Origin of the sequence: Streptomyces sp. NPDC023838, from assembly GCF_040639555.1 — a bacterium.
Classification (GTDB): Bacteria; Actinomycetota; Actinomycetes; order Streptomycetales; family Streptomycetaceae; genus Streptomyces.
The window spans coordinates 78,403-91,774 of the sequence record NZ_JBFAAD010000030.1 but is presented as its reverse complement, the minus strand read 5'-3'; the positions used below and the strand labels follow the sequence as shown (position 1 = coordinate 91,774).

At 70.4% G+C, this 13,372-nt stretch carries 12 protein-coding genes; 11 read left to right on the top strand and 1 reads right to left on the bottom strand.

What is annotated here, in order from left to right; all coding sequences use genetic code 11:
• Positions 1-264 precede the first annotated feature (264 nt).
• The 3 genes from AB0G17_RS29055 to nusB are packed head-to-tail and all read left to right on the top strand — an operon-like array spanning position 265 to position 2,430.
• Positions 265-1,371: an aminopeptidase P family protein gene (locus tag AB0G17_RS29055; RefSeq protein ID WP_361389153.1), complete on the top strand. Its 1,107-nt coding sequence runs from the start codon at positions 265-267 to the stop codon at positions 1,369-1,371.
• Positions 1,372-1,429: 58 nt separating this feature from the next.
• Positions 1,430-1,996 carry an elongation factor P gene (efp, locus tag AB0G17_RS29050; RefSeq protein WP_329397139.1) on the top strand — a complete coding sequence of 189 codons (567 nt, stop codon included), beginning with the start codon at positions 1,430-1,432 and terminating at the stop codon, positions 1,994-1,996.
• Positions 1,997-1,998: 2 nt separating this feature from the next.
• The gene (nusB, locus tag AB0G17_RS29045) at positions 1,999-2,430 is read left to right on the top strand and encodes a transcription antitermination factor NusB (RefSeq protein ID WP_361389149.1); all 432 of its coding nucleotides are present in this window, start codon (positions 1,999-2,001) and stop codon (positions 2,428-2,430) included.
• Between the two features lie 192 nt (positions 2,431-2,622).
• On the opposite strand, the gene bldD is transcribed toward nusB, so the two are convergent.
• Positions 2,623-3,123, bottom strand: a complete 501-nt coding sequence (bldD, locus tag AB0G17_RS29040) for a transcriptional regulator BldD (protein WP_067155757.1) — start codon at positions 3,121-3,123, stop codon at positions 2,623-2,625.
• 228 nt (positions 3,124-3,351) lie between these two features.
• Between bldD and pyrR the strand changes: the two genes are divergently transcribed.
• The 8 genes from pyrR (at position 3,352) to pyrF (ending at position 13,327) form a co-directional block, all read left to right on the top strand.
• Positions 3,352-3,927, top strand: coding sequence for a bifunctional pyr operon transcriptional regulator/uracil phosphoribosyltransferase PyrR (gene pyrR / locus AB0G17_RS29035; RefSeq protein WP_361389146.1), 576 nt, complete (start codon positions 3,352-3,354; stop codon positions 3,925-3,927).
• A 94-nt stretch (positions 3,928-4,021) separates the two neighbouring features.
• On the top strand, positions 4,022-5,008 hold the full coding sequence (locus tag AB0G17_RS29030) for an aspartate carbamoyltransferase catalytic subunit (protein WP_361389143.1): 987 nt from the start codon (positions 4,022-4,024) through the stop codon (positions 5,006-5,008).
• A gap of 2 nt (positions 5,009-5,010) precedes the next feature.
• Complete coding sequence (locus AB0G17_RS29025) at positions 5,011-6,297, top strand: dihydroorotase (protein WP_361389140.1); 1,287 nt, start codon at positions 5,011-5,013, stop codon at positions 6,295-6,297.
• Positions 6,294-6,884: a hypothetical protein gene (locus AB0G17_RS29020; protein ID WP_361389137.1), complete on the top strand. Its 591-nt coding sequence runs from the start codon at positions 6,294-6,296 to the stop codon at positions 6,882-6,884. Before AB0G17_RS29025 ends, AB0G17_RS29020 begins: the two co-directional genes overlap by 4 nt.
• The gene (gene carA, locus AB0G17_RS29015; RefSeq protein ID WP_361389134.1) at positions 6,881-8,020 is read left to right on the top strand and encodes a glutamine-hydrolyzing carbamoyl-phosphate synthase small subunit; all 1,140 of its coding nucleotides are present in this window, start codon (positions 6,881-6,883) and stop codon (positions 8,018-8,020) included. The genes AB0G17_RS29020 and carA overlap by 4 nt, the downstream gene beginning before the upstream one ends.
• Positions 8,013-11,321 carry a carbamoyl-phosphate synthase large subunit gene (carB, locus tag AB0G17_RS29010; RefSeq protein ID WP_361389131.1) on the top strand — a complete coding sequence of 1,103 codons (3,309 nt, stop codon included), beginning with the start codon at positions 8,013-8,015 and terminating at the stop codon, positions 11,319-11,321. The genes carA and carB overlap by 8 nt, the downstream gene beginning before the upstream one ends.
• Positions 11,322-11,378: 57 nt before the next feature.
• Positions 11,379-12,488 carry a quinone-dependent dihydroorotate dehydrogenase gene (locus tag AB0G17_RS29005; RefSeq protein ID WP_361389128.1) on the top strand — a complete coding sequence of 370 codons (1,110 nt, stop codon included), beginning with the start codon at positions 11,379-11,381 and terminating at the stop codon, positions 12,486-12,488.
• Positions 12,488-13,327, top strand: a complete 840-nt coding sequence (gene pyrF, locus AB0G17_RS29000) for an orotidine-5'-phosphate decarboxylase (RefSeq protein ID WP_361389125.1) — start codon at positions 12,488-12,490, stop codon at positions 13,325-13,327. The genes AB0G17_RS29005 and pyrF overlap by 1 nt, the downstream gene beginning before the upstream one ends.
• Positions 13,328-13,372: the final 45 nt, after the last annotated feature.

Genomic DNA, 13,372 nt, shown 5'->3' with positions numbered 1-13,372 from the left:
TACGAGGGCTCTCGCCCGGCGCGCCGAGAGCACGCACCAGACGCCGCCGGACCGCCCTTCGGGCGACGACGGGAATTTGACGACAGGCCCTAGTAGGGCGCGTGGGGAACTGCGCGACAGCCACGGACGGCCCGCAGCGGAAAAACAACCGGGGCGAAGCCCAGAGAGCCGGTCCGGCGACTGAGGACGACCCGGCCACCGGGACGGCCCCCGGAAGGACGCGCAGAAACGGCCAACGCCCGCCCCCGCTCATACGCTCGACGCATGTCAGAGGTGTATGGGATCCGCCGCAGCTGGCTGCGGGACCGCTGCGCGGCCGCCGGCAGCGCCGCCGCGCTGGTCTCGCGCCCGGCCAACGTCCGCTACCTCGCGGGCGGCGCCCCACCCGGTGCCGTACTGCTGCTGGGCCCGGCCGAGGACGTCCTGCTCTGCCCCCGTACGCCCACCGGCGACCTCGTCGAGGGGCGGCTCGACGAGCTGCTGCGCGTCACGGTGCTGCCCACCCCCTCCGGCGACCCGGCGGTCGCGGCGGCCGACCTGGCGCAGGCGTCCGGCGCCGACTCGCTGAGCGTGGAGGAGCACGACCTCACCGTCGCCCGGCACCGCGCGATCGGCTCGGTCGCGCCCCGGCTGCTCCTCGGCGATCTCGGGGGAGCGGTCGAGCAGAAGCGGCTGGTCAAGGACGAGGAGGAGATCGCGTGTCTGCGCATCGCGGCCGAGATCGCCGACCAGGCGCTCGGTGAGCTCCTGGAGTCGATCCTCGTCGGCCGCACCGAGCGCCACCTCGCCCTGGAGCTGGAGCGCCGCCTGGTGGACCACGGCGCCGACGGCCCGGCCTTCGCCACCTCCGTCGGCACCGGCCCCAACTCCGGCCGCGGCGGCCACCGGCCCTCCGACCGGCGGGTCGAGGAAGGCGATTTCCTCTCCGTCTGCCTCGGCGCCACCTACCGCGGCTACCGCTGCGAGACCGGCCGCACCTTCGTCATCGGGACCACCCCGGCCGACTGGCAGATCGAGCTGTACGACGTCGTCTTCGCCGCTCAGCGGGCCGGGAGGGAGGCGCTGGCGCCGGGTGCCGAGTACCGTGCGGTGGACCGCGCGGCACGCCAGGTGCTGGACGCGGCGGGCCACGCGGAGGGCCTGGCAGCGTGCACCGGACACGGCGTCGGCCTCGAAATCAGCGAGGACCCGCAGCTCGCACCTGGAGCCATGGGTAAACTGGACGCTTGCGTGCCGGTCACCGTCGAACCGGGGGTCCACCTCCCGGGCCGGGGTGGTGTCCGAATCGATGACACGCTCGTCGTCCGCCCCGAGGCGGATGGCGGGCCAGAGCTACTCACCATTACGACCAAGGAACTGCTCGCGCTCTAGCTCCGCTGTGCCGCGCACCCTCGGTCCCACCAGCTTCAGTCCAGGAGATTCCGCAACCGTGGCTTCCACGAACGACCTCAAGAACGGCATGGTGCTCAAGCTCGACGGGGGCCAGCTCTGGTCCGTCGTCGAGTTCCAGCACGTCAAGCCCGGCAAGGGCCCGGCCTTCGTGCGCACCAAGCTCAAGCACGTGCTCTCCGGCAAGGTCGTCGACAAGACCTTCAACGCCGGCACGAAGGTCGAGACCGCCACCATCGACCGCCGTGACATGCAGTTCTCGTACATGGACGGCGAGTACTTCGTCTTCATGGACATGGACACCTACGACCAGCTCATGGTCGACCGCAAGTCCGTCGGCGACGCCGCCAACTTCCTGATCGAGGGCTTCACCGCCTCGGTGGCGCAGCACGAGGGCGAGGTGCTCTACGTGGAGCTGCCGGCCGCCGTCGAGCTCGTCATCCAGGAGACCGAGCCGGGTGTCCAGGGCGACCGCTCCACGGGTGGCACCAAGCCCGCCACCCTGGAGACCGGCTACCAGATCCAGGTGCCGCTCTTCATCACCACCGGTGAAAAGGTCAAGGTCGACACCCGCACGAGCGACTACCTCGGCCGGGTGAACAGCTAACCGTGGCTGCCCGGAACAAGGCGCGCAAGCGCGCCTTCCAGATCCTCTTCGAGGCCGACCAGCGCGGTGAGTCCGTGCAGACGGTCCTCGCGGACTGGGTGCGCCACTCGCGGTCCGACGACCGCCAGCCGCCGGTCAACGAGTACACGATGCAGCTCGTCGAGGGGTACGCGCAGTACGAGGCGCGCATCGACGACCTCATCTCCACGTACTCCGTCGACTGGACGCTCGACCGCATGCCGGTCGTCGACCGCAACATCCTGCGGCTCGGGACGTACGAGCTGGTCTGGGAGGACGAGACGCCGGACGCCGTCGCGATCGACGAGGCGGTGCAGCTGGCGAAGGAGTTCTCCACGGACGACTCCCCGGCCTTCGTGAACGGGCTGCTGGCCCGCTTCAAGGACCTCAAGCCGAGTCTTCGCCGGGACGCCTAGCCTCCGAGGGGCCAGGCGCCAGGCATCACGAAGGGGCCCGCTGTACGTGCGTACAGCGGGCCCCTTCGTCATGTCCTGGCCGGGACGGTCGCCCGGGTGTGCGGGGAGCGCAGAAAGCCGCCGGGCCGGCCAGGACCCCGAAAGATCCCGGCCGGCCCGGCGGCGGCACGTTTCTGCTGAAGCGGCGTGGGCTCAGTTGTCCTCGTGGGCGACCGCGCGGCGCGCGTCCGCGTCCAGGACGCCCCAGCTGATCAACTGCTCGGTGAGGACCGAGGGCGACTGGTCGTAAATCACGGCGAGGGTGCGCAGGTCGTCCTGACGGATCGACAGCACCTTGCCGTTGTAGTCGCCGCGCTGCGACTGGATCGTGGCCGCATACCTCTGCAGCGGGCCCGCCTTCTCCGGCGGGACGTGCGCGAGGCGCTCCAGGTCGAGCACGAGCTTCGGCGGCGGCTCGGCCGCGCCGCCGGGCGTGGTGCCGGGCAGCAGCTCCTGCACCGGGACCCCGTAGAAGTCCGCCAGCTCGGCAAGGCGCTGTACGGTCACGGCGCGGTCGCCGCGCTCGTACGACCCGACCACGACGGCCTTCCAGCGGCCCTGGGACTTCTCCTCCACACCATGGAGGGACAGGCCCTGCTGGGTGCGGATGGCGCGGAGCTTGGCCCCGAGCTGTTTTGCGTATTCGCTGGACATATAGCTCCCCGGACGCTGTGACAACGTGCGGCTCCGCCGCGTGGCTGGTAACTCACTGTGAGGTTACGCAGCGTTACTTGCCCGCGTCAAGCCGAATGGTCCACACCCCCACCCCAGACGGGTGACGACCCCGTGTGAAGACGGGCAAAGGCCCTGGTACCGTGGACGCTGTAATTCCGACGTCCTTTAAGGTCCGTCCCGTGAGGCGGAGAAGGAGGTCCGTTTCGTATGGACACGCATCAGAGCGATCCGGCGCGCCCCGTTCTCGAGGGTCCCGACATCGCGCGGGTACTGACCCGTATCGCCCACGAGATCGTCGAACGCGCCAAGGGCGCCGACGACGTGGTCCTGCTCGGCATTCCCACCCGTGGCGTCTTCCTCGCCCGCAGGCTGGCCGACAAGCTCGAAGAGATCACCGCGGGCAAGATCCCGGTCGGCTCGCTCGACATCACCATGTACCGCGACGACCTGCGGATGCACCCGCCGCGCGCGCTGGCCCGCACCGAGATCCCCGGTGACGGACTCGACGGCAAGCTGGTGGTCCTCGTGGACGACGTGCTCTTCTCCGGCCGCACCATCCGCGCCGCGCTCGACGCGCTGAACGACCTCGGCCGCCCGCGCGCCGTGCAGCTCGCCGTCCTCGTCGACCGCGGCCACCGCGAACTCCCGATCCGCGCCGACTACGTCGGCAAGAACCTCCCGACGTCGCTGCGGGAGACGGTCAAGGTCCTGCTCGCCGAGGAGGACGGCCGCGACGCCGTGCTGCTCGGTGCCAAGCGGACCTCCCCGGCCGGCGAGCAGTAGTTCCCTTCCGCACGGAGTACGGGTCGCACCGGCCCGTGCGGTACTTCTGCGCGCCCGCACGCCCGAACCTCCACCCTCCTGGAGAAGAAACCAGATGAAGCGTCACCTCATCTCGGCCGCCGACCTCACCCGCGACGACGCCGTGCTCATCCTCGACACGACCGAAGAGATGGCCCGGGTCGCCGACCGGCCGATCAAGAAGCTGCCCACCCTGCGCGGCCGTACCGTCGTCAACCTCTTCTTCGAGGACTCGACCCGCACCCGGATCTCGTTCGAGGCCGCCGAGAAGCGGCTGTCCGCGGACGTCATCAACTTCACCGCCAAGGGGTCGAGCGTGTCCAAGGGCGAGTCCCTGAAGGACACCGCCCAGACCCTGGAAGCCATGGGCGTGGACGCCGTCGTCATCCGGCACGGCGCCTCCGGCGCGCCCTACCGGCTCGCCACCTCCGACTGGATCGACGCGGCCGTCATCAACGCCGGCGACGGCACCCACCAGCACCCCACCCAGGCCCTCCTCGACGCCTTCACCATGCGCCGCCGCCTGGTCGGCCGGGACGCCGGGCTCGGCCAGGACCTGGCCGGCAAGCGCATCACCATCGTCGGCGACGTGCTGCACAGCCGGGTGGCCCGCTCCAACGTGGACCTGCTGCACACGCTGGGCGCCGAGGTCACCCTGGTGGCCCCGCCCACCCTGCTGCCGGTCGGCGTCGACCACTGGACCTGCGACGTCAGTTACGACCTCGACAGCGTGCTGCCGAAGTCCGACGCGGTGATGATGCTTCGTGTGCAGCGCGAGCGGATGAACGCCGCCTTCTTCCCGACCGAGCGCGAGTACTCGCGGCGGTACGGCCTGGACGGCGAACGGATGGCGAAGATGCCCGAGCACGGCATCGTGATGCACCCCGGCCCGATGGTCCGGGGCATGGAGATCACCGCCGAGGTCGCCGACTCCGACCGCTGCACCGTCGTCGAGCAGGTCGCCAACGGCGTCCACACCCGTATGGCGGTCCTCTATCTGCTTCTGGGCGGCAACGAGCCCGCCGTCAGCCACGCCCGCCCCGTCGATTCGGAGACCAAGTAATCATGAGCAAGATCCTCATCCGTGGTGCGAAGGTCCTGGGCGGCGAGGTCCAGGACGTCCTGATCGACGGCGAGAAGGTCGCGGCCGTCGGTAGCGGGCTCTCCGAAGAGGGCGCCCAGGTGATCGAGGCCGACGGGCAGATCCTGCTCCCCGGTCTCGTCGACCTCCACACCCATCTGCGCGAGCCGGGCCGCGAGGACTCCGAGACCGTCCTGACCGGCACCCAGGCCGCCGCCCGCGGCGGCTACACCTCGGTGTTCGCCATGGCCAACACCTTCCCGGTCGCCGACACCGCGGGCGTCGTCGAGCAGGTCTGGCGGCTCGGCCGCGAGCACGGCTACTGCGACGTGCAGCCCATCGGCGCCGTCACCGTCGGCCTGGAGGGCAAGCAGCTCGCCGAGCTCGGCGCGATGCACGACTCTGCTGCCGGGGTCACCGTCTTCTCCGACGACGGCAAGTGCGTCGACGACGCCGTGATCATGCGCCGCGCGCTGGAGTACGTGAAGGCGTTCGGCGGCGTCGTCGCCCAGCACGCCCAGGAGCCCCGCCTCACCGAGGGCGCCCAGATGAACGAGGGCATCGTCTCCGCCGAGCTCGGCCTGGGCGGCTGGCCCGCCGTCGCCGAGGAGTCGATCATCGCGCGCGACGTGCTGCTCGCCGAGCACGTCGGCTCCCGGGTCCACATCTGCCACCTCTCCACGGCCGGCTCGGTCGAGATCGTCCGCTGGGCCAAGTCGCGCGGCATCGACGTCACCGCCGAGGTGACCCCGCACCACCTGCTCCTCACCGACGAGCTGGTCCGCTCGTACAACCCGGTCTACAAGGTGAACCCGCCGCTGCGCACCGAGGCCGACGTCATGGCGCTGCGCGAGGCGCTCGCCGACGGCACGATCGACATCGTCGCCACCGACCACGCCCCGCACCCGCACGAGGACAAGGACTGCGAGTGGGCCGCGGCCGCCATGGGCATGGTGGGCCTGGAGACCGCGCTCTCCGTCGTCCAGCACACGATGGTCGACTCCGGCCTGATGAACTGGGCCGACGTCGCCGACCGCATGTCGTTCAAGCCCGCCCGGATCGGCGGCGCCGAGGACCACGGCCGCCCCGTCTCGGCAGGCGAGCCCGCCAACCTGACCCTGGTGGATCCGGCATACCGTGGTCCCGTGAACCCCGCGGGCTTCGCCTCCCGCAGCCGCAACACCCCGTACGAGGGCCGTGAGCTGCCGGGTCGCGTCACCCACACCTTCCTGCGGGGCAGGGCGACGGTCGTGGACGGGAAGCTGGCATGACACCTGCACTCTTCAATCTCGGCGCATCGACGCTGGCCGCCGAGCAGAAGTCGGCCGAAGTGACGCACTGGGGGGCCCGGATCGCCTGGGTCGTCGGCGTGCTGATCTTCATCGGCTTCGTGTACTGGCTGATGCGCCAGGGCTGGAAGTGGCGCGGCACCCTCCAGTCGGACCTGCCGGAGCTGCCCGCCGTGCCCAAGGCGACCGGCCCGGCGACACTGAGCATGAGCGGCCGCTACCACGGCTCCACCACGGCCGGGCAGTGGCTCGACCGGATCGTCGCGCACGGCCTGGGCGTGCGCAGCAAGGCCGAGCTCACCCTGACGGCCGAGGGAGTCAACGTCGTACGCCCCGGGGCGAACGACTTCTTCATCCCGGCCCAGGCCCTGCGAGAGGCCCGGTCCGAGAAGGCCATCGCCGGAAAGGTCCTCCCGGAGGGCGGCCTGCTGGTCGTCACCTGGGCCCACGGCGACAAGCTGATCGACTCCGGCTTCCGCTCCGACCGGGCGTCCGAGCACGCCGCCTGGATCGAGGCCATCAACTCCATGAACCACCCCACCACCACGACGGAAGGCGCCGCACGATGACGACCTCCACCAGAGGAGCCAAGGCTCCCGCAGTACTCGTCCTGGAGGACGGCCGCACGTTCCACGGCCGCGCCTACGGGGCCGTGGGGGTGACCTTCGGCGAGGCCGTGTTCTCCACCGGCATGACCGGCTACCAGGAGACCCTCACCGACCCGTCGTACCACCGCCAGGTCGTCGTGATGACCGCGCCGCACGTCGGCAACACCGGCGTCAACGACGACGACCCCGAGTCGCAGCGGATCTGGGTCGCCGGTTACGTCGTCCGCGACCCCGCGCGCGTGCCCTCCAACTGGCGCGCCAAGCGCTCGCTCGACGAGGAGCTGCGCCAGCAGGGCGTCGTCGGCATCAGCGGCATCGACACCCGCGCCCTCACCCGCCATCTGCGCGAGCGCGGCGCGATGCGCGTCGGCATCTTCTCCGGCAACGCGCTGCCCGACGCGGGCACCATGCTCGCCGAGGTCCGCCAGGCCCCCGAGATGCAGGGCGCGGACCTCTCCGCGGAGGTCGCCACCAAGGAGACGTACGTCGTCCCCGCGATCGGTGAGAAGAAGTTCACCGTCGCCGCCGTCGACCTCGGCATCAAGGGCATGACCCCGCACCGGATGGCCGAGCGCGGCATCGAGGTGCACGTGCTGCCCGCGACCGCCACGGCCGAGGACGTGTACGCGGTCAACCCCGACGGCGTGTTCTTCTCCAACGGCCCGGGCGACCCGTCCACCGCCGACGGCCCGGTCTCCGTGATGAAGGCCGTGCTGGAGCGGAAGACCCCGCTGTTCGGCATCTGCTTCGGCAACCAGATCCTGGGCCGCGCGCTCGGCTTCGGCACGTACAAGCTGAAGTACGGCCACCGCGGCATCAACCAGCCCGTGCAGGACCGCACGACCGGCAAGGTCGAGGTCACCGCGCACAACCACGGATTCGCCGTCGACGCCCCGCTCGACAAGGTCTCCGACACCCCCTTCGGCCGCGCCGAGGTCTCCCACGTCTGCCTCAACGACAACGTGGTGGAGGGCCTCCAGCTGCTCGACCAGCCGGCCTTCAGCGTCCAGTACCACCCCGAGGCGGCAGCGGGCCCGCACGACGCCGCCTACCTGTTCGACCGCTTCGTAGAGCTCATGGAGGGCCAGCGTGCCTAAGCGCACCGATATCCAGTCCGTCCTGGTCATCGGCTCCGGCCCGATCGTCATCGGCCAGGCAGCGGAGTTCGACTACTCCGGCACCCAGGCCTGCCGTGTGCTGAAGGCCGAGGGCCTGCGGGTCATCCTGGTGAACTCCAACCCGGCCACGATCATGACCGACCCGGAGATCGCCGACGCCACGTATGTCGAGCCGATCACCCCGGAGTTCGTCGAGAAGATCATCGCGAAGGAGCGCCCCGACGCGCTGCTGCCGACGCTGGGCGGCCAGACCGCGCTGAACACCGCGATCTCCATGCACGAGCAGGGCGTCCTGGAGAAGTACGGCGTCGAGCTGATCGGCGCCAACGTCGAGGCGATCAACAAGGGCGAGGACCGCGACCTGTTCAAGGGTGTCGTCGAGGCCGTCAAGGCGAAGATCGGCTACGGCGAGTCGGCCCGCTCGGTCATCTGCCACTCGATGGACGACGTGATCGCGGGCGTCGACACCCTGGGCGGCTACCCCGTGGTGGTGCGGCCCTCGTTCACGATGGGCGGTGCGGGTTCCGGCTTCGCGCATGATGAGGAGGAGCTGCGCCGTATCGCCGGCCAGGGTCTGACGCTGTCGCCGACCACCGAGGTGCTCCTGGAGGAGTCCATCCTCGGCTGGAAGGAGTACGAGCTGGAGCTGATGCGGGACAAGCACGACAACGTCGTGGTCGTCTGTTCGATTGAGAACTTCGACCCGATGGGTGTGCACACCGGTGATTCGATCACGGTGGCGCCGTCGATGACGCTGACCGACCGTGAGTATCAGCGGCTGCGTGACATCGGTATCGCGATCATCCGTGAGGTGGGTGTGGATACGGGTGGCTGCAACATCCAGTTCGCGGTGAACCCGGATGACGGCCGGATCATTGTGATCGAGATGAACCCGCGTGTGTCGCGCTCCTCCGCACTCGCCTCGAAGGCGACCGGTTTCCCGATCGCGAAGATCGCCGCGAAGCTGGCCGTCGGTTACACGCTGGACGAGATCCCGAACGACATCACGGAGAAGACCCCCGCCTCGTTCGAGCCGACCCTGGATTATGTGGTGGTCAAGGCTCCCCGCTTCGCCTTCGAGAAGTTCCCCTCCGCCGACTCGACGCTGACCACCACCATGAAGTCGGTGGGCGAGGCGATGGCGATCGGCCGGAACTTCACCGAGGCTTTGCAGAAGGCGCTGCGCTCGCTGGAGAAGAAGGGCTCGCAGTTCACCTTCACCGGCGAGACCGGCGACAAGGCCGAGCTGCTGCGCGAGGCGGTGCGCCCGACCGACGGCCGGATCAACACGGTCATGCAGGCGATCCGGGCGGGTGCCACGCCCGAGGAGGTCTTCGACGCCACGAAGATCGACCCGTGGTTCGTGGACCAGCTCTTCCTGATCAAGGAGATCGCGGACGAGCTCGCGGCCGCCGCCAAGCTGGAGCCCGAGCTGCTGGCCGAGGCCAAGCGGCACGGCTTCTCGGACGCCCAGATCGCCGAGATCCGGGGCCTGCGCGAGGACGTGGTGCGCGAGGTGCGCCACGCCCTGGGGGTGCGCCCCGTCTACAAGACGGTCGACACCTGCGCCGCCGAGTTCGCGGCGAAGACCCCGTACTTCTACTCGTCCTACGACGAGGAGTCCGAGGTCGCGCCGCGCGAGAAGCCCGCGGTGATCATCCTGGGCTCGGGCCCGAACCGTATCGGGCAGGGCATCGAGTTCGACTACTCCTGTGTGCACGCCTCGTTCGCGCTGAGCGAGGCGGGCTATGAGACGGTGATGGTCAACTGCAACCCGGAGACGGTTTCCACCGACTACGACACCTCCGACCGCCTCTACTTCGAGCCGCTCACCCTCGAAGACGTCCTGGAGATCGTCCACGCCGAGACGCTGGCCGGCCCGGTGGCGGGCGTGGTGGTGCAGCTGGGCGGTCAGACCCCGCTGGGCCTGGCCCAGGCGCTCAAGGACAACGGCGTCCCGGTCGTCGGCACCCCGCCGGAGGCCATCCACGCCGCCGAGGACCGCGGCGCCTTCGGCCAGGTCCTGGCCGAGGCGGGGCTGCCCGCCCCCAAGCACGGCACCGCCACCACCTTCGCGGGCGCGAAGGCCATCGCGGACGAGATCGGCTACCCCGTGCTGGTGCGCCCCTCGTACGTGCTCGGCGGGCGCGGGATGGAGATCGTCTACGACGAGGCGCGCCTTGAGGCGTATATCGCGGAGTCCACCGAGATCTCCCCGACCCGCCCGGTCCTGGTCGACCGGTTCCTGGACGACGCCATCGAGATCGACGTGGACGCCCTCTACGACGGCACCGAGCTCTACCTCGGCGGCGTCATGGAGCACATCGAGGAAGCCGGCATCCACTCCGGCGACTCCGCCTGCGCCCTGCCCCCCATCACGCTCGGCGGCCACGACATCAAGCGCCTGCGCGCCTCCACCGAGGCGATTGCCAAGGGCGTCGGCGTACGCGGCCTGATCAACATCCAGTTCGCGATGGCAGGCGACATCCTCTACGTCCTGGAGGCCAACCCGCGCGCCTCGCGCACGGTCCCCTTCACCTCGAAGGCGACCGCGGTGCCGCTCGCCAAGGCCGCGGCCCGTATCAGCCTGGGTGCCAGCATTGCTGAGCTGCGGGCGGAGGGCCTGCTGCCGAAGAACGGCGACGGCGGCACGCTGCCGCTGGACGCGCCGATCTCGGTGAAGGAGGCGGTGATGCCCTGGAGCCGCTTCCGCGACATCCACGGCCGCGGTGTCGACACCGTGCTCGGGCCGGAGATGCGCTCCACCGGTGAGGTCATGGGCATCGACTCGGTCTTCGGCACCGCCTACGCCAAGTCGCAGGCGGGGGCTTATGGTCCGCTGCCGACGAAGGGGCGTGCGTTCATCTCGGTCGCCAACCGTGACAAGCGCTCGATGATCTTCCCGGCGCGTGAGCTCGTCGCTCACGGCTTCGAACTCCTCGCGACCTCCGGCACCGCGGAGGTCCTCAAGCGCAACGGCATCAACGCCACCGTGGTACGCAAGCAGTCGGAGGGAGAGGGCCCGGGCGGTGAGAAGACGATCGTCCAGCTCATCCATGACGGTCAGGTCGACCTCATCGTCAACACCCCCTACGGCACCGGCGGCCGCCTCGACGGCTACGAGATCCGTACGGCGGCGGTGGCGCGCAGCGTCCCGTGCCTGACCACCGTCCAGGCCCTCGCAGCCGCCGTCCAAGGCATCGACGCCCTCAACCACGGTGACGTGGGCGTCCGTTCGCTCCAGGAACACGCGGAACACCTGACCGCGGCCCGCGACTAGCAACCGCCCGAGGGGGACACCGGAATCCGGTGTCCCCCTCCGCATGAGGACACCGACATGTACAAGCTGTTCTTCAACCTGGTCTTCAAGCGGATGGACCCGGAGCAGGCCCACCACCTGGCCTTCCGCTGGATCCGCCTCGCCGCCCGGATCCCCGTCCTGCGCACCTTCGTCGCGGCCGCGCTCGCGCCCCGCTACGAGGAGCTGCGCACCGAAGCCTTCGGCCTGCGGATGCACGGCCCGTTCGGCCTCGCCGCGGGCTTCGACAAGAACGCCGTGGCGATCGACGGCATGTCGATGCTCGGCTTCGACCACATCGAGATCGGCACGGTCACCGGCGAGGCCCAGCCCGGCAACCCCAAGAAGCGGCTGTTCCGGCTGGTCCAGGACCGCGCCCTGATCAACCGCATGGGCTTCAACAACGAGGGCTCGGCGGCGGTCGCCGAGCGGCTCGCGGCCCGCCGGGCCGTGTTCCGTACCACCGTCGGCGTCAACATCGGCAAGACGAAGGTCGTCCCGGAGGCGGACGCCGCCGCCGACTACGTGAAGTCGACCGAGCGGCTCGCCGCGCACGCCGACTACCTCGTGGTCAACGTCTCCTCGCCGAACACCCCCGGACTGCGCAACCTCCAGGCGACCGAGTCGCTGCGGCCGCTGCTCACCGCGGTCCGCGAGGCCGCCGACCGCACGGTGACCTCCCGGCGGGTGCCGCTGCTCGTCAAGATCGCCCCGGACCTCGCGGACGAGGACGTGGACGCCGTCGCCGACCTCGCGGTCGAGCTCGGCCTGGACGGCATCATCGCCACCAACACCACCATCGCGCGCGAGGGCCTCGGCCTGAAGTCGGACCCCGCGCTCGTCAAGGAGACCGGCGGCCTCTCCGGCGCCCCGCTCAAGGAGCGCTCCCTGGAGGTCCTGAGCCGCCTCTACGCGCGCGTGGGCGACTCGATCACCCTGGTGGGCGTCGGCGGCATCGAGACGGCCGAGGACGCCTGGCAGCGGATCCTCGCCGGGGCCACCCTGGTCCAGGGCTACAGCGCCTTCATCTACCAGGGCCCCTTCTGGGGCCGGGCGATCCACAAGGGCCTCGCGGCCCGGCTCGCCGCCTCCCCGTACGCCACCCTCGCCGAGGCCGTCGGCGCCGAGACCCGAAAGGCCGTGAAGTAGTGACTCTTCCCTTCGGCGCGCGGCTGCGCCACGCCATGGACGAGCGCGGTCCGCTCTGCGTCGGCATCGACCCGCACGCCTCGCTGCTGGCCGACTGGGGCCTGAACGACGACGTCGCGGGCGTGGAGCGGTTCTCGCGCGCGGTCGTCGAGGCGCTGGCCGAGCGGGTGGCCGTCTTCAAGCCGCAGGCGGCGTTCTTCGAGCGCTTCGGCTCGCGCGGCATCGCGGTCCTGGAGCGGACCGTCGCGGACGCCCGCGCGGCCGGCACGCTGGTCCTGATGGACGCCAAGCGCGGCGACATCGGCTCCACCATGGCCGCGTACGCCGAGACCTTCCTGCACAAGGACGCGCCGCTGTTCTGCGACGCGCTCACCGTCTCGCCCTACCTCGGCTACGGCTCGCTGCGGCCCGCCGTGGAGCTGGCGCGCGAGAGCGGCTCCGGGCTCTTCGTGCTCGCCCTGACCTCCAACCCGGAGGGCGCGGAGGTGCAGCGCGCGGTGCGCGAGGACGGCCGCACGGTCGGCGCGACCATGCTGGCGCACCTGGCGGACGAGAACGCGGACGCGACCCCGATGGGCTCCTTCGGCGCCGTCGTGGGCGCGACCCTCGGCGATCTGTCGGCCTTCGACCTCGACATCAACGGGCCGCTGCTCGCTCCGGGCATCGGGGCGCAGGGCGCGACGGCCGCGGACCTCCCCGCGGTGTTCGGACCGGCCGTCCGCAACGTCGTCCCGAACGTCAGCCGGGGTGTTCTGCGTCACGGTCCCGACCTCACGGGACTTCAGGACGCGGCGGCCCGTTTCGCGGACGAGATCCGTACCGCGGTGGCCTCGGCCTAGCGGTGCGCGGCTCGTCATCGGAGTCCGCGGGCGAGTCCGCGCGCC

Bases quoted from the DNA above. Each gene is read 5' to 3' on its own strand.
- AB0G17_RS29005 (WP_361389128.1), top strand. From the start codon at position 11,379: ATGTACAAGCTGTTCTTCAACCTGGTCTTCAAGCGGATGGACCCGGAG.
- AB0G17_RS29020 (WP_361389137.1), top strand. From the start codon at position 6,294: ATGACACCTGCACTCTTCAATCTCGGCGCATCGACGCTGGCCGCCGAG.
- AB0G17_RS29025 (WP_361389140.1), top strand. From the start codon at position 5,011: ATGAGCAAGATCCTCATCCGTGGTGCGAAGGTCCTGGGCGGCGAGGTC.
- bldD (WP_067155757.1), bottom strand. From the start codon at position 3,123: ATGTCCAGCGAATACGCAAAACAGCTCGGGGCCAAGCTCCGCGCCATC.
- carA (WP_361389134.1), top strand. From the start codon at position 6,881: ATGACGACCTCCACCAGAGGAGCCAAGGCTCCCGCAGTACTCGTCCTG.
- pyrR (WP_361389146.1), top strand. From the start codon at position 3,352: ATGGACACGCATCAGAGCGATCCGGCGCGCCCCGTTCTCGAGGGTCCC.
- AB0G17_RS29055 (WP_361389153.1), top strand. From the start codon at position 265: ATGTCAGAGGTGTATGGGATCCGCCGCAGCTGGCTGCGGGACCGCTGC.
- AB0G17_RS29030 (WP_361389143.1), top strand. From the start codon at position 4,022: ATGAAGCGTCACCTCATCTCGGCCGCCGACCTCACCCGCGACGACGCC.